This window comes from Ferrimonas sediminum, assembly GCF_900100175.1.
In the GTDB taxonomy this organism is placed as follows: Bacteria; Pseudomonadota; Gammaproteobacteria; order Enterobacterales; family Shewanellaceae; genus Ferrimonas; species Ferrimonas sediminum.
The window spans coordinates 53622-73010 of sequence record NZ_FNEM01000019.1; the positions used below are offsets into that span (position 1 = coordinate 53622).

Annotated in this window: 18 protein-coding genes and 1 rRNA gene; 17 read left to right on the forward strand and 2 right to left on the reverse strand. The window is 57.7% G+C overall.

The annotated features are described in order from the left end of the window. The 11 genes from ribF to BLT77_RS17200 all read left to right on the forward strand — a co-directional run bounded on the left by ribF (position 1) and on the right by BLT77_RS17200 (position 12039). A complete protein-coding gene (ribF, locus tag BLT77_RS17150) occupies positions 1–930 on the forward strand; it encodes a bifunctional riboflavin kinase/FAD synthetase (protein WP_090367679.1) in 930 nt (309 codons plus the stop codon). Positions 931–963: 33 nt separating this feature from the next. After that, positions 964–3786, forward strand: coding sequence for an isoleucine--tRNA ligase (ileS, locus tag BLT77_RS17155; protein ID WP_090367681.1), 2823 nt, complete (start codon positions 964–966; stop codon positions 3784–3786). Positions 3787–3796: 10 nt separating this feature from the next. After that, the gene (gene lspA, locus BLT77_RS17160; protein ID WP_028114156.1) at positions 3797–4297 is read left to right on the forward strand and encodes a signal peptidase II; all 501 of its coding nucleotides are present in this window, start codon (positions 3797–3799) and stop codon (positions 4295–4297) included. Further along, positions 4294–4740 carry an FKBP-type peptidyl-prolyl cis-trans isomerase gene (gene fkpB, locus BLT77_RS17165; RefSeq protein ID WP_090367683.1) on the forward strand — a complete coding sequence of 149 codons (447 nt, stop codon included), beginning with the start codon at positions 4294–4296 and terminating at the stop codon, positions 4738–4740. Before lspA ends, fkpB begins: the two co-directional genes overlap by 4 nt. Before the next feature lie 2 nt (positions 4741–4742). After that, positions 4743–5672, forward strand: a complete 930-nt coding sequence (gene ispH, locus BLT77_RS17170; RefSeq protein WP_090367685.1) for a 4-hydroxy-3-methylbut-2-enyl diphosphate reductase — start codon at positions 4743–4745, stop codon at positions 5670–5672. 106 nt (positions 5673–5778) lie between these two features. Continuing rightward, on the forward strand, positions 5779–6333 hold the full coding sequence (gene pilV, locus BLT77_RS17175; protein WP_176819366.1) for a type IV pilus modification protein PilV: 555 nt from the start codon (positions 5779–5781) through the stop codon (positions 6331–6333). Next, entirely contained in the window at positions 6330–7286 is a 957-nt protein-coding gene (locus BLT77_RS17180; RefSeq protein ID WP_090367718.1) for a PilW family protein, read from the forward strand. Before pilV ends, BLT77_RS17180 begins: the two co-directional genes overlap by 4 nt. Beyond that, on the forward strand, positions 7283–7723 hold the full coding sequence (locus BLT77_RS17185) for a hypothetical protein (RefSeq protein ID WP_090367688.1): 441 nt from the start codon (positions 7283–7285) through the stop codon (positions 7721–7723). The genes BLT77_RS17180 and BLT77_RS17185 overlap by 4 nt, the downstream gene beginning before the upstream one ends. 1 nt (position 7724) lies before the next feature. Further along, positions 7725–11372, forward strand: a complete 3648-nt coding sequence (locus BLT77_RS17190) for a pilus assembly protein (protein WP_176819367.1) — start codon at positions 7725–7727, stop codon at positions 11370–11372. Further along, positions 11372–11764, forward strand: coding sequence for a type IV pilin protein (locus tag BLT77_RS17195; protein WP_090367692.1), 393 nt, complete (start codon positions 11372–11374; stop codon positions 11762–11764). Before BLT77_RS17190 ends, BLT77_RS17195 begins: the two co-directional genes overlap by 1 nt. Then, positions 11764–12039, forward strand: coding sequence for a TapY2 family type IVa secretion system protein (locus BLT77_RS17200; protein ID WP_143026671.1), 276 nt, complete (start codon positions 11764–11766; stop codon positions 12037–12039). Before BLT77_RS17195 ends, BLT77_RS17200 begins: the two co-directional genes overlap by 1 nt. A 4-nt stretch (positions 12040–12043) precedes the next feature. Here the strand turns inward: BLT77_RS17200 and BLT77_RS17205 are convergent, their stop codons facing one another. Next, positions 12044–12568 carry a GspH/FimT family pseudopilin gene (locus tag BLT77_RS17205; protein WP_090367697.1) on the reverse strand — a complete coding sequence of 175 codons (525 nt, stop codon included), beginning with the start codon at positions 12566–12568 and terminating at the stop codon, positions 12044–12046. 120 nt (positions 12569–12688) lie between these two features. On the opposite strand from BLT77_RS17205, the gene BLT77_RS17210 reads away from it, so the two are divergent. After that, positions 12689–13027, forward strand: a complete 339-nt coding sequence (locus tag BLT77_RS17210; protein WP_090367698.1) for a P-II family nitrogen regulator — start codon at positions 12689–12691, stop codon at positions 13025–13027. A gap of 53 nt (positions 13028–13080) precedes the next feature. On the opposite strand, the gene BLT77_RS17215 is transcribed toward BLT77_RS17210, so the two are convergent. Next, positions 13081–13845, reverse strand: a complete 765-nt coding sequence (locus tag BLT77_RS17215; RefSeq protein ID WP_090367701.1) for an outer membrane protein assembly factor BamD — start codon at positions 13843–13845, stop codon at positions 13081–13083. A 123-nt stretch (positions 13846–13968) separates the two neighbouring features. Here BLT77_RS17215 and rluD point away from each other — a divergent pair, with 123 nt between their 5' ends. The 5 genes from rluD to BLT77_RS20395 all read left to right on the forward strand — a co-directional run. Then, positions 13969–14940 (forward strand): 23S rRNA pseudouridine(1911/1915/1917) synthase RluD, encoded by a 972-nt coding sequence (gene rluD, locus BLT77_RS17220; RefSeq protein WP_090367704.1) that lies wholly within the window; start codon positions 13969–13971, stop codon positions 14938–14940. Further along, positions 14940–15662, forward strand: a complete 723-nt coding sequence (gene pgeF, locus BLT77_RS17225; RefSeq protein ID WP_090367706.1) for a peptidoglycan editing factor PgeF — start codon at positions 14940–14942, stop codon at positions 15660–15662. Before rluD ends, pgeF begins: the two co-directional genes overlap by 1 nt. 77 nt (positions 15663–15739) lie before the next feature. Continuing rightward, entirely contained in the window at positions 15740–18316 is a 2577-nt protein-coding gene (clpB, locus tag BLT77_RS17230) for an ATP-dependent chaperone ClpB (protein WP_090367708.1), read from the forward strand. Between the two features lie 127 nt (positions 18317–18443). Further along, positions 18444–18761, forward strand: a complete 318-nt coding sequence (locus tag BLT77_RS17235; protein ID WP_143026672.1) for a hypothetical protein — start codon at positions 18444–18446, stop codon at positions 18759–18761. Positions 18762–19312: 551 nt separating this feature from the next. Next, a 16S ribosomal RNA gene (locus tag BLT77_RS20395) occupies positions 19313–19389 on the forward strand; the annotation flags it as partial.

Below are 19389 nucleotides of genomic sequence, written 5' to 3' on the forward strand. Positions count from 1 at the left end.
ATGGAGCTCATCCGCGGTATACACAATCTGCGCCCGAGGCATCGCCGGTGCGTATTGACCATTGGTAATTTTGATGGCGTTCACCTGGGCCATGCCGAGGTGATTAAGTCTCTGGTTGCTAAAGGCAAAAGCATGAACCTTCCGGTAACGGTGATGCTGTTTGAGCCACAGCCTCAGGAGCATTTTGCTGGCGATCGTGCCCCGGCTCGCATCAGTTTATTGCGGGACAAGCTGCGGCGGTTGCAAGCGCTTGGGGTGCAGCGTGTGCTGTGCGTCAGCTTTAACCATCGCTTTGCCGAGCTTAGCAGTGAGCAGTTTATCGAGCAGTTACTGGTGCAGAAGCTGGGTGTTAAATACCTGGTGGTCGGCGACGATTTCTGTTTCGGCAAGGGCCGTAAAGGCAGTTTTGATACCTTGATGACCGCTGGCCGGCAACACGGTTTTGATGTGGTACCGACGGCCAGCTTTAAACTGGCCAGTCAACGGGTCAGCTCGACGTTAATTCGTCAGGCTTTGCAACAGGGGGATCTGAATCTGGCCAACCAGATGTTAGGGTACCCTTATCAGATCACCGGCCGCATTGCCCACGGACGCAAGCTGGGGCGCACCATCGGTTTCCCGACGGCGAATATCCTTATGAAACGTAAGGTGGCGCCGGTGAACGGGGTGTTTGCGGTGGAGGCCATCGACCCTCAGGGTCAACGATACCCTGGTGTGGCCAATGTCGGCGTTCGGCCGACGGTGGCGGGCAACCGCTGCCAGCTGGAGGTTCACCTGTTCGATTACGAGGGTGATCTGTATGGCGAACACATGCAGGTGCTGTTGATAGAGCACCTGCGACAAGAGCGGGCATTTGAGTCATTGGATGCCCTGAAGAATCAGATTTTCAAGGATGCGGAGCAGGCCCGACGCCTGCTGTCTGTGTCTTAACAGCTTTTAGCCTGAGTAATGGTGAAAGGATCAATGAGCGACTATAAATCAACGCTAAACCTGCCGGAAACCGATTTCCCGATGCGAGGCAACCTGGCCAAGCGGGAACCGGAAATGTTGAAACAGTGGGACGAGAAAGCGCTTTATAAAGCGATTCGTGCCAGCCGTCAGGGAGCGAAGCCATTCATTTTGCATGATGGCCCTCCGTACGCCAACGGCGACATCCACATTGGTCACTCAGTTAACAAGATTCTGAAAGACATTATTATCAAGTCCAAGACGCTGGCGGGCTTCGATGCCCCCTATGTGCCGGGTTGGGACTGCCATGGTCTGCCGATTGAGCTGAAGGTTGAAGGTAAGGTGGGTAAGCCAGGGCAGAAGATCTCTGCCGCCGAGTTCCGCCAGAAGTGCCGCGAGTACGCCCATAAGCAGGTGGATGGCCAGAAAGCCGACTTTATTCGCCTGGGGGTACTGGGTGAGTGGGACAAGCCTTACCTGACCATGGACTATGGTACCGAAGCGGAGATCATCCGTTCATTGGCCAAGATCATCGATAACGGCCACCTGCACAAAGGCGCCAAGCCGGTGCACTGGTGTACCGATTGCGGTTCGGCTCTGGCGGAAGCAGAAGTGGAGTATGAGGATAAGACCTCTCCCTCCATCGATGTTCGCTTCACGGCGGTGGATGCCAAGCTGGTGGAAGACAAGTTTGACTGCGCCGAGGGCCACACCGGCCACGGTCCGCTGTCGGCCGTGATCTGGACCACCACCCCCTGGACCCTGCCTGCAAACCGTGCCGTGTGCCTGCACGCCGATCTGCAGTACGCCCTGGTCCAGGTTGAAGGTGAGCAACCTGAGCGACTGATCCTGGCGGCGGATCTGGTGAAAGACGTCATGGATCGCGCTGGCATTGAACAGTTCCATAATCTTGGCTTCTGTCAGGGTAAGGATCTGGAACTGCAACAGTTTAACCACCCCTTCTATGAGATGACGGTTCCGGCAATCCTGGGTGATCACGTGACCACCGAGTCCGGTACCGGAGCGGTGCATACCGCCCCTGGGCACGGCCAGGAAGACTTTGTGGTGGGCAACAAGTACAACCTGGAAGTGGCCAACCCTGTGGGCAACAACGGCGTTTACCTGCCGGATACCCCGCTGTTTGCCGGTCAACATGTCTTTAAAGCCAATGACGCCGTGGTTGAGGTATTGAAGGAGAAGGGGGCGCTGCTGCATCACGAAGCGTTCCGCCACTCCTACCCGCATTGCTGGCGCCATAAGACGCCGATCATCTTCCGAGCGACGCCACAGTGGTTCATCTCCATGGACCAGGCCAAGCTGCGAGAGCGCTCGCTGGAAGAGATCAAAGACGTTCAGTGGATTCCGGACTGGGGCCAGAGCCGCATCGAAGGCATGGTGGCCGGACGTCCTGACTGGTGCATCTCCCGTCAACGTACCTGGGGTGTGCCTATTGCCCTGTTCGTCCACAACGAAACCCAGGCGCTGCACCCGAACTCGGTTGCCCTGATGAATATGGTGGCTGACAGAGTGGCCGAATCCGGCATTCAGGCCTGGTGGGATCTGGACGCCAGTGAACTGCTTGGAGAGGAAGCCGACCAATACCATAAGGTGCTGGATACCCTGGATGTATGGTTTGACTCCGGGTCTACCCACGCCTCGGTGGTGGATGCCCGTCCTGAATTTAACGGTGCCGAAGCCGATCTGTACCTGGAAGGTTCTGATCAGCATCGCGGTTGGTTCATGTCCAGCCTGATGACCGGCGTTGCCATCAAAGACAAAGCCCCCTACAAGCAGGTGCTGACCCATGGCTTTACCGTGGATGGCAAGGGCCGCAAGATGTCCAAGTCCATCGGTAACGTCATCAGCCCGCAGCAGGTGGTGAACAAGCTGGGTGCCGATATTCTGCGCCTGTGGGTGGCGTCCACCGATTACACCGGTGAGATGACGGTATCCGATGAGATCCTCAAGCGCAGTGCCGATGCTTATCGTCGTATTCGTAACACCTCTCGCTTCCTGTTGGCCAACATGAGCGGCTTTGAGCCGTCTCGAGATATGGTCGATCTGGATGAGATGGTAGCACTGGACCGCTGGTTGGTGGGCCGTGCCTATCAACTGCAGCAGGAGATTGTGGCTGCTTACGACGAGTACAACTTCCTGGCGGTGACTCAGAAGCTGATGCGTTTCTGCTCCATCGAGCTGGGCAGTTTCTATCTGGACATCATCAAAGACCGCCAGTACACCGCCAAGGCCGATGGCCTGGCGCGTCGCTCCTGTCAGTCTGCGCTGTACCTGATTACCGAGGCCATGGTGCGCTGGATGGCGCCGATCATGAGCTTTACCGCCGATGAGATCTGGCAGCTGATGCCGGGTGAGCGTGGCGAGTTTGTGTTCACCCAAGAGTGGTTCGACGGCCTGGCGCCGCTGACCGACAGTGCCGCCCTGACCGATTCTGAGTGGCAGACGCTGGTGGAGGTATTGGCCGAGCTGAACAAGGCATTGGAGCAGGCGAAAGCCGATGGCGTTAAGAACCGCCTGGAAGCCGATGTCACACTGTACGCCGATGGCGAGCTGAAGGCCCTGCTGGACCGCCTGGGCGATGAGCTGCGTTTTGCCATGATCACCTCCAACGTCACCGTTGCTCCGCTGAGCGATGGCGGCGATGCCACCGAGACTGAGTTGGCTGGCCTGAAGGTGAAACTGGCGAAGACCGAAGCGGCGAAATGTGAGCGCTGCTGGCACCACCGTGAAGAAGTGGGCACACTGGAGGCTCACCCGACACTGTGTAGCCGCTGTGTGACCAACGTCGACGGCGAAGGCGAAAGCCGACAGTTTGCATAACGGAGAGATGATGCCACAGTCATGGAGTCAAAGCGGCCTGCGTTGGATGTGGGTTGCGGTGGTGGCGCTGGTGCTGGATCAGGCAACGAAGTTGGCGGTGATCGCCAACTTCCAGTTGTTTGAAAGCATCCCGCTGATCCCGTATCTGAACCTTACCTATGTGCACAACACGGGGGCGGCGTTCAGTTTCCTGGCAGAAGCCGGTGGCTGGCAGCGCTGGGCCTTTGCCGGTTTTGCCTTGGTGGTGACCATCGCCCTGACGGTGATGATGCGTCGCCAGGCCCATTCGCTGTGGCGCCTGAATCTGTCTTATGCGCTGATCATCGGCGGGGCCATCGGTAATGTCATCGATCGCCTGGCCTATGGTTATGTTGTCGATTTTATTGATTTTTATGTCGGTGCCTGGCACTGGCCTGCATTTAACATTGCTGACAGTGCCATCTGCGTCGGAGCGGTTTTGATGATTCTCGACAGCCTGCTGGATGGTCGTCGGCCCAAGGAGGCCTCATGAGCCAGATAACCATTGGCAGCAACAGCCAGGTGTTTGTGCATTTTGATGTGGAACTGCCCGATGGCACGGTGGCGGACAGCACCCGGGCCCACGGCAAGCCGGCCCGGCTGACCCTGGGTGATGGCAGCCTCAGCGGCGCTTTTGAAGCCGCCATCAAGGGGATGGAGAAGGGAGAGAAGCGTCGTTTCTCGCTGGATCCTCAGCACGCCTTCGGCGAGCGTAACCCTGACAATATCCATCATCTGGACCGGACTCAGTTTGCCGCGGACGCCGATCTGAGCGAAGGTACCATCATGGCGTTTGATACACCGGACGGCAACCAGGTTCCCGGGGTGATTCGGGAGCTGGCCGGTGATTCGGTTACCGTGGATTTTAACCATCCATTGGCGGGCCAGACGGTGATTTTCGATCTGGAAGTGCTGGACATCGTAATTAAGGACTGATTATGCAGATTCGACTGGCTAATCCCCGAGGCTTTTGTGCCGGCGTTGATCGCGCCATCAGCATTGTCGAGCGCGCGCTAGAGCTGTTTGAGCCGCCGATCTATGTGCGTCACGAAGTGGTGCACAATCGCTATGTGGTGGACAGCCTGCGCCAGCGCGGGGCGGTGTTTGTGGACGAGTTGCACGAAGTGCCGGATAACAGCATCGTGATCTTCAGCGCCCACGGGGTGTCTCAGGCGGTTCGTAAGGAAGCCGATGCTCGCGGGTTAAAGGTGTTTGATGCCACCTGCCCACTGGTGACCAAGGTGCATATGCAGGTGACCCGTGCCAGTCGTAAGGGGCAGGAGTGTGTCCTCATTGGTCATGCCGGCCACCCCGAGGTGGAAGGCACCATGGGGCAGTACAACAACGACGGCGGCGGCATCTACCTGGTGGAATCACCGCAGGATGTGGCCAACATGTCGGTAAGGGATCCAGACAACCTGCATTTCGTGACCCAGACGACCCTGTCGGTGGACGATACCGCCGAGGTGATCGATGCCTTGCGTGCTCGCTTCCCCTCCATTGCCGGTCCCCGCAAAGATGACATCTGCTACGCCACCCAAAATCGCCAAGATGCGGTGAGGGAGCTGGCGTCCCGCTGTGACCTGGTACTGGTGGTGGGCTCCAAAAACTCCTCCAACTCCAACCGTCTGCGCGAGCTGGCGGAGAAATCCGGGGCCCGGGCTTACCTGGTTGACGGTGCGGACGACATCAACCCCGAATGGCTGGGTGAGGTGACCACAATTGGTGTCACCGCCGGTGCTTCGGCTCCGGAAGTGCTGGTAAAAGGGGTGGTGACCGAGTTGCAAAACTTGGGAGCGGCCGACGTTGAGGAGGCCACTGGGCGAGAGGAAAACATTGTCTTTCAGGTTCCTATTGAACTGAGATAAGCCTGTTCCCAGAAGTTATAAGAAAGCGCTGCCCATCGGGGTGGCGCTTTTTTTTGCCTGTCTTAAGCTTTAATGACACGGAATGTGCGGCAGCCACAAGGATGTTATGGCCAGTCATACTCAATGGGGAATATCCCTGGTTGAGGTGTTGGTGTCGGTGGTGGTGTTGGCGGTGGGCCTGTTGGGCACCCTGCAACTCCACATCGTCGCTAAACGCAGCAGCTTTCAGTCTTTTCAGCATGCCCGCGCCATGAACATGGCCGCCGACGCATTGGAACGAATGCGTCTGAACCCCACCCAGTTAGCCGGTTACCAGGGACACTATGGCGTATCCCTGATCCCTCAGCCTGAAGTGTCTTGCCACTCTGATACCAGTGTCATTGTCCCCTGCAGTGCCGAACAGCTACGGCTGTGGGATCGGTTTCAGTGGCAACAGAGGCTGTTGAGTGTGGCCGAGGTCAGTGGCCAGGGAAACCGGAAGATGACCCAGGTGGTGGGGTGCATCCATGTCGACGGGAGTCGGGTCGGGGTGGTGGTCAGCTGGCAGGGGCTACAGCAGGGCGTGGATTCGGTGACGGAGGCCGATGGCTGGCGCTTTGATTGTGGTACCGCGACAGAGCGGCGCCGGCAGGTCTACCTGGACTCGATGGTGGTTCCATGAGCAGGGCCAAGGGGCTGACACTGGTTGAGCTGCTGATCGCCATGGTGCTGGGGGTGTTTGTCCTGACTGCGGTGCTGGGGGTGTTCGTTAGCTCCTCCGCCTCGGTGACCTCTACCGGTCAATACAACCAGATTCAGGAGTCGGCGCGACTGGCCCTGCGGTTGATGAGTGATGACCTGTCTCAGGCGGGGTTTTATGCCGGACTGACCGGCACCTCACTGACCACCCGTAATGTCGGCGTCGATGCGGTGGTGAATAACGACTGTGCCGGTCTGGGGCTGAACAACGCCAGCCTTCCCGCCGCCAGAGGGTATTTCCGGTTTATCTGGAGTTACCGCCAGACCTCGGAGCCGCTGATGACCTGTGCCCGGCATGCCCTGCCGGGCAGCCATGTGTTGCAGGTAAAGCGATTGCTGGGGCCGGATGTGGCGGTGGCGGCGCTGGATGATAATCGCTACTACCTGGTGGGCAATCATGCCCAGGCGAGGTTGTTTGCTGGTAACCAACTGGCACCGACGCTGACTCAGGGACGCTATTGGCAGTGGCAGCACCGGGTGTATTACGTCGAGCGGCGAGACGATGGCATACCGGTTCTGAAGTGGCGTCAGCTCTATGTTAACGGTGGCATGGTGGAGGAGGAACTGGTTGAAGGGGTGGAGATGCTGCAGTTTCGTTTTGCCGTAGACAGCCTCGGGGATGGTCAGGTGGACAGCTATATGACGGCGTCTGCCCTGAGTGAGGCTCAGTGGGATGGCGCCCTGGAGGTGATGGCGGTGACCCTGTATCTGGTGGTGCGGGCGGCCAATGATGATGCGGCCGGTATTAGCGACGGCTCGGTGCGGCTGACTTTGCCTGATGGGGTGCTCACCTACGGCGACGGCATTCCCCGTCGCCTATTTTCCACCACCGTGATGGTGCGAAATGCGGCGCTGGTGGCCGGGGGGGCGGGATGAGACGAGATCGGGGGGCGGTGCTGGTCGTCAGTTCGCTGTTGTTACTGGTATTGATGGTGATCGCCCTGGCCCTAACCGGAGCCAGTCGCAACGTGATTCAGGCCGAAGTGGCCAGCGCGGCCCGAAGTCGGGTACTGCAGCAACTGCATGGGGCCCTGGATGGCTTTATTGAACGTCAGCGCCTGGCCAGGGCCGACAGTCTGTTGCTGACCAACAGCGGTGAGGTTAGTGAAGCCGATGCGGTATTCGCGGTACAGCACGGCGTCAGTTTTATTACCGAAGGGCCGTGTCAGCGGCAACAGGCGGCCGACGCGGGTAGCCATTTTGTCTGCCGCATCAACCAGGTGAGATCCAGCAAGCGCTATGGCAAGGGGGGGCGTGGCCAGCAGAGCATCACCACCGGAGTTCAGCAGCAGGTTTTGGTGGTGGGGAACTAGTATGAGGGCACTCTGTGTGGCACTGATGATCTGGACAGCCTGGGGACGGGCGGATGACACCGAGTTGTATGTCTATGGGGGAACAGTTGCCAGCGACCGCCGCCCCCAGGTGCTGATCATTTTTGATAACTCCGGTTCGATGTCCACCGAAGAGGAGGAGGCGCCGCCGCCGTTTAACCCGGCTCAGGATTACAGTAATGGCCAGGATCAGGGACGGTTGTTTTACGTTCGGGGTCAGTTGAATGATAACCTGCCTGATCCGGCCCATGGCAATGAGTACCGTCACTTTCCGGCGACGATGAACGGCTGCAGCAGCAGCCTGGTGCCGGTGTCGGATTCGGGTCACAGTGTGTTGCAGCACAATGGTTATTACACCGACGTGGTGCTCAGCTTTCGTCAGGGCGGCCGGGCCGATCGTGACTGGAAATGGCGCCGAATGCCGGTGAGTCTGAAAAAGGCCCATAACCAGGGAGCTCTAAGCCAGTTGGGGTTTGATTGCCTGCAGGACTTACGGGATCGGTTGACGACGAATGCGGCCAATCATCCACTAGTCGCGTTCGCCCAGCCCGGGTTTCCGCGAAACCTTGACCAGACCCAGCCCTACGATGGCAGCGATAGCTCACTGCCCCCGGCGCAATTGGTTACCGCTGCCGAGGCCTCGCTGTCGCAGACCGGCTTTGCTGGCGGTGATAGCGTCACCCTGTTTACAGAGAACTACCTCTACTACCGTAAAACCGCAGTACCGGCGACGCGCAGTCGCTTGGCGATTGCCAAGGACACCATTACCGACATCGTACAGAGCACCCCAGGGGTGGATTTCGGACTGGCGGTATTTAATGGCAATGGCAGTGACGACGGACTGCTCAGCGGCAGTCATGGCGGCCGCCTGCTTAGTGCCATTCAGCCGATGACGCCATTAAGTAAGGCCAGCCTGATCAGCACCATCGACGGCCTGTCGGCCAGTACCTGGACTCCGTTATGTGAAACCCTGTTTGAGGCGTATCGCTATTTCAGTGGCGGCGAGCCGCTGTTTGGGGGCTCGGCGCCGGTGTTTGGGGTGCCCTTTGCGGAGTCAGGCCGTTATCTGAGCCCATTTGTTACCTGTCAGCCTCAGGCGTACGTGGTGCTAATCACCGATGGTTCACCCACCAAGGATGAGGCGGCCAACGGTGTTTTGAGGGCGGAGTTGGGGATTGGCGTGTCCGAACGGGTGTCGGTGTACGACCCTTACCGTACTCTGGGGTATGGCGACTGGGCCGATAACTACCTGCCAGCGGTGGCCGAACACCTGTACAGTCAGGACATTAACACCGCGGCCTCGGGCCGTCAGAGTGTGGTGACTTACACCATTGGCTTTTCTCAGGATGCCATCGACAGTGCCGGAGCCCTGCTGGCGGAGACGGCTCACCGTGGCGGTGGCGAGTATTTTGCGGCTGCCGACGCCTTAGCACTGCAGAATGCCTTGCAGCGGGTATTTTCTGAGATTCTGGCGGTTGACGCCAGTTTCACCTCCCCATCGATTGCCGCAAACAGTTTTGATCGCACTCAGACGCTGGACTCGGTGTACTACTCGATGTTCCTGCCCTCGGATCGGCCGCGCTGGGCAGGAAACTTGAAGAAGCTGCGCATTCTCGGCTCGGGACTGGTGGTGGATGCCAGGGGGGAGGCCGCCATCGATGTCGGTGGCAACATTGCCGAGACCGCTTGCACCTACTGGACCTCGGTGGCCACCTGCGCCCTGGCCAGCAGCGGTGGGGATGGCAATTCGGTGATGGAGGGGGGCGCGCTGGAAGCGATGCAGACCCAGCCGCAGCGGCGGGTGCTGACCGAACCCGCCGGCGTGACCGGGTCCTTGGTGACCTTGTCGCAGAGCACTCTGGAGCAGCGTGCCGGCGGCCAGCAATCCCTGCTGGCGGATTTGGGTGGCATTGATCTCGCCAGCCTTGGCGATTGGGTGCGCTGGTTGCTGGGAGAGGATGTGGACGACGAAGATGGAGATGGTCTTAGCAGGGAACGCCGTGAAGATTTGATGGGGGATCCGCTGCACTCCAAGCCACTGGCGATTCACTACGGCGGAACCAAAGGGGTGCGTATTCTGGTGGGAACCAATGCCGGAGCCCTGCATATGTTTGAGGATGGTGGCGCGACGATAACCGAGAGCTGGAGCTATCGCCCCTATCGTTTCACCGGTCAGACCCCGATGCTGAGGCAAAACCCGCAAACCGGTGGCCACAGCGTCTATGGGGTCGATGGCCCGCCGGTGGCCTGGGTGGTGGATCAGGATGCCGACGGTAACATTGAGGCGGCTCAGGGAGATAAGGTGTGGGTCTTTTTCGGCCTGAGAAGGGGCGGGCGCGCCTACTACGGCATGGATCTCAGTGACCCGGACCAACCCAGGCTGATGTGGGTGAAAAGCGCCCAGGATCCGGGAATGGGTTTGCTGGGACAAACCTGGTCTGAGCCGGTGTTAACCAGAATACCCGATCACCCTCAAGGGAATCTGAGTGTCGCGGCTGCCCGGCCGGTGTTGATTGTTGGTGCCGGCTATGACAGCAATAAAGACGCCAACGGCGTGGGGACGGCAGATTCGCTCGGTACCGCAGTGCTGATTCTGGATGCCGAGAGTGGTGAGCCGGTGCATCAGTTCGCCAACCAGGCGGCATCGGCGACGGTGACGGCTGTGCCGATCAGCGACAGCATCGCCGCCAGGGTGGCGGTTCTGGACAGCAACGGAGATGGCTTGACCGACCGCATCTACGCCGCCGACACCGGCGGTGCGGTGTGGCGCCTGGATTTGCCGGGTACCCGAACCGCTCGACCCTGGAGTGGGTTTCGGTTTGCCAGTTTAGGGGGGGAGACGCCAGACAGCGATCGCCGTTTCACCCATGAGGTCAGTGTGGCCCAGACCAAGATGACGTTGAAGGAGATCGAAACCGTCACCGAAAACGGTGAGACTCATACCCGGGTCATCAGTACCGATCTGCCTTACGATGCGGTGGTGATCGGCAGTGGTAATCGAGCCCACCCCAATGCCACCTCGACTCAGGATTACCTGTTCGTGCTGCGGGATCCCCATCTGTATCCGGCCAGTTTTGACGGCGGCAGTGGCGACGGTCACAGGCCGGTTCCGGCGGCGATTACCCTGGCGGAGCTGTTTGATGTCAGTAGTAATCCGGTCGGTGCCGCCGTCGACGACGACAGCAGGCTGGCACAGGAGGTGCTGTCCGGCAGCAAAAAGGGCTGGAAACTGGCCCTGGCTGCGGGAGAGAAATCGCTGTCGGCTGCCGCGATTCTGTCCGGCCACGCCTTCTTTACCACGTTTATGCCGGGCGAGTTCGGTGCTGCCAACGCCTGCCTCAGGGCTGGCCAGGGGCGGCTCTATGTGCTGAATCTGCACCATGGTATTAATCGCTATCAGCACAGGTACATAGAGTTAGGGGCGCGCCTGCCGGACACGCCACAGATCGTGATTCCGCCGGCGGATGATCCTGATGATCATAGCTGGAACCCCAAGGTATACCTGGTGGGCGTGGGGCGGGGGTTCCGCCTGACCCAGGAAGGCATCGAATTGACGAACAGCGGCAGTGGTGATCCGGAGAAATCGTTGCAGCCGATCTTCATCTACTACTACCTTGGAGGGCAACAGTGATGAGATTGCAGCTTGGGGTCACCCTGATTGAGTTGATGTTGGTGGTGGCCATTATTGGGCTGCTGATGGCCATTGCGTTGCCCTCCTACCGGGTGCAGGTGGCAGCCGGATACCGGGCTGAGGCACAGTCGGAGTTGACCCGGTTGGCGAACCTGCAGGAGCAGTATTTTATGGATAATCATACCTATGTGGCAGACATGACCCGCCTCGGGGCCAGCGCCGATCCCTTTGTGACGCTGAGCGGCCGCTTTTCGGTGGATGCGGTGGAAGCCAGTGCCAGTCGATTTACCCTGCAGGCGACGGCGCTGGGGGGGCAGGCGCAGGCGGACAGTGCCTGTGCCGAACTGACGTTATCCGATGCTGGCGAACGGACGCCGGCGGGGTGCTGGTGATGACGGGGGCGAGCATCTGGCTGTTGTTGGTCCTGGCGTCCGGCAGTGGTGCCCCCCTGGAGCATAAATGTTGGCTGAGGGACGATAGGGGGCAGCAGCGTATTGTGCATTATCAGTTACGCCCGGCTGAGCTGGAGCAACAGATGGCCGGATTGGCGGGCAGAGTGTTGATTCAATCCGGCAACCGGGTCGCACAGGTGATGGAGTGCGTGCCTTACGGTACCGAATTTCACTCCCGCCGTGCCAGGGCGCTGGATCAGGTGACGCCGCGTTAAGTTACTACTGGCAACTGACCGGCGTCGCCAGCGTGTGGTGGCGGATGCGGCCGGTTCGGCTGATTACCACGGCGGTCAGATAACTGGCGGTATCGCTGTCCGGGCAGTAGTAAAAGGTGCCGTTCTGACCGGTAAAGCCGGCTTCGTCAAAGCGGATAGCGTTGACGTTGGCCGAGTATTTAATGGCGTCTCGGCTGGAAATGGGCGGTTGCAGTTTCAGGGGGGCGTCGTCGCCACCGTAGCTTTGCCAGGGCGGGGTATCGATGAATATCTGATATCCCTGCTGCCATTGGCCGTTGCAATGAGACGAGGATGACAGCGGGCACAGGGTCACCGTGGCCTGATAGGCGATGGCCATTTGGCGGGCGTAGTTGAGATCCTGGTACAGGGTAGTTACCGCAGAGTGAGCCCGGCTGCTGGCGAACAGCTGCTGCAGGGCCGGCACTCCGGCCGTTAGCACCAGGGTGGCAACGGCCAGGGTGATCATCAGTTCAATCAGGGTCAATCCATGATATTTGCGGCTTGGCATCGTTTCAGGCTTCCCTATCCTGATTTGAATCGCTTACACTTTCTGTCAGTTTAGCTGGCCTAAGTGGCTTGGCTGTTTTTTTGGGAAGCGGTGCTCCTGTTTAGCAAGGAATGACGGCAGATGAAGAAGATTGAAGCAATTATCAAGCCATTCAAATTGGATGATGTGCGTGAAGCCCTGGGTGAGATCGGAGTGAACGGCATGACGGTTCACGAGGTCAAAGGCTTTGGGCGCCAGAAGGGCCATACCGAGTTGTATCGTGGCGCGGAGTATATGGTGGACTTTTTGCCCAAGGTTAAGATCGACCTGGTCATTGCCGATGAGCTGGTGGATCGGGCGATCGAAGCGATTGTCGATACCTCCCGCACCGGTAAGATTGGCGACGGTAAGATCTTTGTCACCGATGTTGAACGGGTGATTCGCATTCGAACCGGTGAAGAGAACGAAGACGCCATTTGACGGCGGCATAAAAAAAGGCGCCTACCGGGCGCCTTTTTTGTGTATTACATCGTCTACTCGGAGAAGGTGTTGTCCGGGTAGGTGCTCTTGAGCACGGCCATGGTGTTTTGTTTCAGGGTTTCTTGGCCCAGTTCGTGGTAGCTTTTAGCCATGATCTCCAGTGCAGGCTCCACGGCGGGGGTTCCTGCGTAGGTTTCTACGATCTGTTGGGCACGATTGGCAGCCGCCACCCAAGCTTCAATTTTGACGTAGTATTCAGCCACGCGCAGTGAGTATTCCGCCAGCCGATTCTTAATGGCGATCATTCGCTGGCGGCCGTCTGCGGCGTAGCGACTGTCCGGGAAGGTCTTGACCAGCTTCTCAAAATCTTTGAACGCCGCTTTGGCATTTTCAGGGTCGCGATCGGTGCGGTCGATACTGAGCAGCTCATGGAACAGGTAGCTGTCAGCCAGCATATTGATGAGGCCGCGCATGTAGTAGACGTAGTCGATGTCTTTATGGGTTGGGTTCAACCGAATGAAGCGATCCACATTAGCGAGAGCGCTGGCGGTGTCATCTAGTTTATAATAGGCGTAGATCAGGTCCAGCTGGACCTGAGTTTTGTAGGTGCCAAACGGATAACGGGAGTCCAGAGCTTCGAGGATTTTTGTTGCTTTGCTAAAGCTGCCAGCTTCCATCGCCTGGCGAGCATCCGTGTAAAGGGCTTCTGGAGAGCGGTCTTCGATGACGTAGGCGTCGCTGCCCTGTTTGGAGGAGCAACCGGCCATCATCAGGCTACTGGCCAGGACGAGTAGCAAAGGACCTGCTAGTTTGCGCATGTTATGAACCAATTCCTTATCATTGTCGTGAAGTTCTGATGCAAAAAGAGATAAAATTGCAGCTGGAGCGATTCTATCAGAACTGCGAGTGATTTCGAGCTTTTACAGCTGGATCGAGAGTATATGACCCAACACGTTGAATTGAATGGCGTATTTAACGATACGCACCTTGGTATGCGGTTAGACCAGGCGTTAGCCGATCTGTTCCCAGATTATTCCCGCAGTCGCATCAAGGAGTGGATCCTGGCCGGTAATGTCAGCCTGGATGATGAAGTAGTGACCCGGCCCCGGGAAAAGGTATTGGTGGACCAGGTGGTCGCCGTGCGTGCCACCCTGGAGGAGGAGGTCAGCTCCAAGCCTCAGGATATCGCTCTGGACATCGTGTATGAAGATGACCACATCCTGGTGATCAACAAAACCGCCGATCTGGTGGTGCACCCCGGCGCCGGTAATGGCGATGGTACCATTTTGAATGCGCTGCTGTTCCATTGCCCGGAGATAGCCAATGTTCCGCGGGCGGGCATCGTGCACCGCCTGGATAAAGACACTACCGGCCTGATGGTGGTTGCCAAGACGGTGCCGGCGCAAACCCACCTGGTGGCCCAGCTTCAGGCACGGGAGATCACCCGCGAATATGAAGCCATCGCCCACGGTACCCTGACTGCCGGTGGTCTGGTGGACGCTAACATTGGCCGTCATCCGCAGAAGCGGACCCACATGGCAGTGACGGAGATTGGTAAGCCGGCGGTCACTCATTACCGCATTGCCGAAAAATTCCGCTCGCACACCCGTTTGCGTCTGCGCCTGGAAACTGGTCGAACCCACCAGATTCGAGTGCACATGGCCCATATTAAACACCCCCTGGTTGGGGACCCCCTGTATCAGGGCCGTCCTCGTCCCACCAAGGGGGCTACCGAGGAGCTGCAACAGGTGCTCAAGGGCTTCCGCCGTCAGGCGTTGCACGCAGTAAAACTGGAACTGGAACATCCGGTGACCAGTGAGTGGATGCAGTGGTACGCCCCGGTTCCCGAGGATATGGTGCAGTTGACCGAGGCGCTGCGAAAAGACACCGCCGAACGAGGTATGGAGTACTGATGTGGCACGCCCCTGACTGGCCACTCCCCGCCGGCGTGCGCGCCGTCTATACCGATCGGGTTGGCGGCGAGTCCCTGCCGCCTTTCGATGGGTTTAACCTGGGGGCGCACGTCGGGGACGCTGACGCAGCGGTCGCGGCCAATCGCCAGCGATTGATGTCAGGCTTAGGGCTGCAACGACCGGTGCAGTGGCTGGAGCAGGTACACGGCACAGAGGTGGTCACCCTGCCGGCGGCCGTTCCTGTGCCGGTGGCTGATGCTGCCTGCACCACCAAGGCCGGCGTTGCCTGCGCGGTGATGACGGCGGATTGCCTGCCGGTGTTGCTGTGCAATGAGGACGGTACCCAAGTGGCTGCCGCTCATGCTGGCTGGCGCGGACTGTGCGATGGCGTGTTGGAATCGGTGTTGGCGGAGTTTCAATGTCCGAGGCAGCAGATTCGAGCCTGGATTGGTCCGGCCATTGGTCCCCAGGCGTTTGAAGTTGGGGACGAAGTTCGTCAGCGGTTTATTCGGGTCGATGCCCAGGCAGCGGTTGCCTTTGAGGCCCGCGGTGAGCGGTATCTGGCTAATCTGCCCCTGCTGGCGCGACAGCGGCTCAGCCGGCTGGGGGTGAACCGGGTTACCCTCAGTGACCTGTGTACCTATCAACACCCCGAGCGTTTTTTCTCCTATCGCCGTGACGGCCGGTGTGGCCGCCAAGCGTCTCTTATCTGGCTGGATTGATTCAGCACCAGCGGTTGAAATTTGCCCGGGCCGTACCCATCTCTGCTTTGTGTAAGGCAGTTTTTGGAGAGTAGGGTATGCGTCTTGATCGACTGACCAACAAATTTCAGGTAGCCATTTCTGATGCGCAGTCATTGGCTTTGGGCCGTGATCATCAATATATCGAGCCTGAGCACTTGATGCTGGCTTTGTTGAATCAGGACGGCGGAACCGTGCGTCCGTTGCTGGCGGGATCCGGTGTGGATGTTCATGCATTGAGATCCAAGTTGACGGAAGCGCTGGACCGGATGGCGAAAGTGTCAGGAACCGGCGGTGACGTGCAGCTTTCCCGTCACCTGGTGGCGATTCTGAACCTGTGCGACAAATTATCCCAGAAGCGAAAAGACCAGTTTATCTCCAGTGAATTGTTTTTGCTGGCGGTGCTGGAGCGTGGCGACGCCTTGGGAGAGACCCTGAAACAGATGGGCGCGAATGCCGACAAAATTGAAGCGGGCATTGAGAAACTGAGGGCGGGGCAGGCTGTGGAAGACGCCAATGCGGAAGATCAGCGCCAGGCGTTATCTAAGTACACCATCGATCTCACCGAACGTGCCGAAGCGGGCAAGCTGGATCCGGTGATTGGCCGCGATGATGAGATTCGCCGAACCATCCAGGTGTTGCAGCGACGCACCAAGAACAATCCGGTAATGATCGGTGAGCCCGGCGTGGGTAAGACCGCCATCGTTGAGGGGTTGGCTCAGCGCATTATCAATGGTGAGATTCCCGAGGGATTGAAAGGGAAGCGGGTGCTGTCCCTGGATATGGGGGCTCTGTTGGCCGGAGCTAAATACCGTGGCGAATTTGAAGAGCGCCTGAAGGCCGTGTTGAATGAGCTGTCTCAGGAAGAGGGACAGGTGATTCTGTTTATCGATGAGCTGCATACCATGGTGGGGGCGGGTAAGTCCGACGGTGCCATGGACGCCGGTAATATGTTGAAACCGGCACTGGCCCGGGGGGAGCTGCATTGCGTGGGTGCCACCACCCTGGATGAATACCGCCAATATATTGAAAAGGACGCTGCCCTGGAGCGCCGTTTTCAAAAAGTGCTGATTGAAGAGCCTACCGTTGAAGACACCATCGCCATCTTGCGTGGTCTCAAAGAGCGTTACGAGCTGCACCATAGTGTCGAGATCACGGATCCGGCCATTGTGGCCGCCGCGACCTTGTCGCACCGCTACGTGTCAGATCGACAGTTGCCGGACAAGGCCATCGATTTGATTGATGAGGCAGCGTCCTCCATTCGAATGCAGATCGATTCTAAGCCAGAGAACCTGGACCGGCTGGAACGCAAAATCATTCAGCTGAAACTGGAGGATCAGGCTCTGGTTAAAGAGGAAGATGAAGCCAGTAAGAAACGATTGCAGTTGTTGCGGGATCAGCTTGCAGAGCTGGAGAAGGAGTATCTGGAGCTGGAGGAGGTCTGGAAGACCGAAAAGGCGGCACTGGCGGGTACTCAGCACATTAAGACGGCTCTGGAGCAGGCGAGGCAGAATCTCGAGGTCGCCAAGCGAGCCAGCGACCTCAGCAGAATGTCTGAACTGCAGTATGGCCGTATCCCTGAGTTGGAGAAACAGCTGGATCTGGCGGCGCAGGCCGAGATGCAGGACATGAGCCTGCTAAAGAACAAGGTCACCGACGTAGAGATTGCCGACGTGCTATCCCGTGCGACCGGCATTCCGGTTTCCAAGATGCTGGAGGGGGAGCGGGATAAGCTGCTGAAGATGGAGTCTGCTCTGCATGGCCGGGTGATTGGCCAGGAGGAGGCGGTCGGAGCAGTGGCCAATGCCATTCGCCGTAGCCGTGCCGGATTGTCAGATCCTAAACGCCCTATTGGCTCTTTCCTGTTCCTCGGGCCCACCGGTGTGGGTAAGACTGAGCTGTGCAAGTCTCTGGCCCAGTTTTTGTTTGATACCGACGAGGCGATGATTCGCATTGATATGTCGGAGTTTATGGAGAAGCACTCGGTTGCCCGACTGGTGGGGGCGCCTCCCGGCTATGTCGGATATGAAGAGGGGGGGTACCTGACCGAAGCGGTGCGCCGCAAGCCCTATTCGGTGATTCTTCTGGATGAGGTGGAAAAGGCCCACCCTGATGTGTTCAACATTCTGTTGCAGGTACTGGATGACGGACGTTTGACCGATGGCCAGGGGAGGACGGTGGACTTCCGCAATACCGTGGTCATCATGACTTCCAACCTGGGATCCGATGTAATTCAGCACCAGACACAGGCCGGTGGAGACTACGACAGTATGAAGCAGTCCGTGATGGAGGTACTGACTCATAGCTTCAGGCCGGAGTTTTTGAATCGGATCGATGAGACCGTGGTGTTCCACCCCCTGGCTCAGCAGCACATTAAGGCGATTGCTCGAATTCAGCTGCAACTCCTGACCCATCGATTGGCAGATAAGGATTATCAGTTGGAGATCAGTGAAGAGGCATTGGAGCTGATTGCAGAAGCTGGGTTTGACCCGGTGTATGGTGCCAGGCCGTTGAAACGGGCTATTCAGCATCGGCTGGAAAACCCCCTGGCTCAGGAGATTCTCAGTGGTCAATTGTTGCCGGGCAAGCCGATAATCCTGCGTCGTTCTGAACAGGGGTTTGAGTTTAATCAATAGCGGGTGTGGCTGAACCACTCAACTTATACCGTCGTGACATAGCTATCGGGGTTTTTGGTCTAAAAGATAAGCCCCGATACTGCTATCTATTCAGATAGGCAGGTAAACGGATGGAGTGGTTATGGATATGGTTAAGTTAATCCCCTTGGCAGTATTATTCAGTGCTGCGGCTACAGCCAATCATTATGGCGTGCCGTTATCAGAGCTGGTGCAGTCTTCGGTGCCTCAGCCACAGGTGATTGCCCAGGCCGACACACGAGAGGAATTACTGAGGCAGTTGCAGCAGCAATCTGAAGGGATCGATATCAATCAGCTATTGGCTGAACAACCGACGGCTGCGGGCGGAGAGCAGAAGCTGAGGCAAAAGCGGGTCGTCGATCATTGCTATCTCAGTGTCCAGGCCGTTGCCTGTTCCACTAAGGTGGTTTATCAGTTGATTGAGTAATTCCCGAACTGGAGTGGCTCAATGGGATTTAGTTATAATTGGCGCCACTTTTATAATCAATACTTATAAGCTTCAGGCCTCGGCCTGAAGCTTCCTGTTCTACACTGTATTTCCCGGCAGCAAAAATCCGCTCACAAGGCATTCTTTGTCGTGGTTTGGGTGAGGCCTGAGCGGAATTCGATAGTTCTTTGATTAGGTTGCTCTGAATTTGTGCGGTTGGCCCCGGTGGGGTGAAATCGGCTTGACTCTCTTTCTTATTCGAGTAACATAGGCGTCCGCTTCGAAGGGAAGGGAGGAATCCCGAACCGAAAAAGCAACTGTCATTCAGGATTTTAAAGAATTTTAAAATAATGCTTGACGAAAAATGAGGAAAGCGTAAGATACGCACCTCGCTTCGGCAACGAAGCAACGTTCTTTAACAATTAGTCAGACAATCTGTGTGGGCACTCGCGCAGGATTGATATCTCATATATCAATGTTGCACTGAGTGACTATAACAAGTTAATTCAGTAATTCATTGAGTCGAAGTTTTCGGACTTCAAAAAACTTTTTAATTGAAGAGTTTGATCATGGCTCAGATTGAACGCTGGCGGCAGGCCTAACACATGCAAGTCGAGCGGAAACGACG

Excerpts from the sequence above, each read along its gene's own strand:
- pilV (WP_176819366.1), top strand. The coding sequence starts at position 5,779 with ATGGCCAGTCATACTCAATGGGGAATATCCCTGGTTGAGGTGTTGGTG.
- BLT77_RS17190 (WP_176819367.1), top strand. The coding sequence starts at position 7,725 with ATGAGGGCACTCTGTGTGGCACTGATGATCTGGACAGCCTGGGGACGG.
- BLT77_RS17235 (WP_143026672.1), top strand. The coding sequence starts at position 18,444 with ATGGTTAAGTTAATCCCCTTGGCAGTATTATTCAGTGCTGCGGCTACA.
- lspA (WP_028114156.1), top strand. The coding sequence starts at position 3,797 with ATGCCACAGTCATGGAGTCAAAGCGGCCTGCGTTGGATGTGGGTTGCG.
- BLT77_RS17200 (WP_143026671.1), top strand. The coding sequence starts at position 11,764 with ATGACGGGGGCGAGCATCTGGCTGTTGTTGGTCCTGGCGTCCGGCAGT.
- pgeF (WP_090367706.1), top strand. The coding sequence starts at position 14,940 with ATGTGGCACGCCCCTGACTGGCCACTCCCCGCCGGCGTGCGCGCCGTC.
- BLT77_RS17180 (WP_090367718.1), top strand. The coding sequence starts at position 6,330 with ATGAGCAGGGCCAAGGGGCTGACACTGGTTGAGCTGCTGATCGCCATG.
- BLT77_RS17210 (WP_090367698.1), top strand. The coding sequence starts at position 12,689 with ATGAAGAAGATTGAAGCAATTATCAAGCCATTCAAATTGGATGATGTG.
- BLT77_RS17195 (WP_090367692.1), top strand. The coding sequence starts at position 11,372 with ATGAGATTGCAGCTTGGGGTCACCCTGATTGAGTTGATGTTGGTGGTG.
- rluD (WP_090367704.1), top strand. The coding sequence starts at position 13,969 with ATGACCCAACACGTTGAATTGAATGGCGTATTTAACGATACGCACCTT.
- fkpB (WP_090367683.1), top strand. The coding sequence starts at position 4,294 with ATGAGCCAGATAACCATTGGCAGCAACAGCCAGGTGTTTGTGCATTTT.
- ileS (WP_090367681.1), top strand. The coding sequence starts at position 964 with ATGAGCGACTATAAATCAACGCTAAACCTGCCGGAAACCGATTTCCCG.
- ribF (WP_090367679.1), top strand. The coding sequence starts at position 1 with ATGGAGCTCATCCGCGGTATACACAATCTGCGCCCGAGGCATCGCCGG.
- BLT77_RS17215 (WP_090367701.1), bottom strand. The coding sequence starts at position 13,845 with ATGCGCAAACTAGCAGGTCCTTTGCTACTCGTCCTGGCCAGTAGCCTG.
- ispH (WP_090367685.1), top strand. The coding sequence starts at position 4,743 with ATGCAGATTCGACTGGCTAATCCCCGAGGCTTTTGTGCCGGCGTTGAT.
- clpB (WP_090367708.1), top strand. The coding sequence starts at position 15,740 with ATGCGTCTTGATCGACTGACCAACAAATTTCAGGTAGCCATTTCTGAT.
- BLT77_RS17185 (WP_090367688.1), top strand. The coding sequence starts at position 7,283 with ATGAGACGAGATCGGGGGGCGGTGCTGGTCGTCAGTTCGCTGTTGTTA.
- BLT77_RS17205 (WP_090367697.1), bottom strand. The coding sequence starts at position 12,568 with ATGCCAAGCCGCAAATATCATGGATTGACCCTGATTGAACTGATGATC.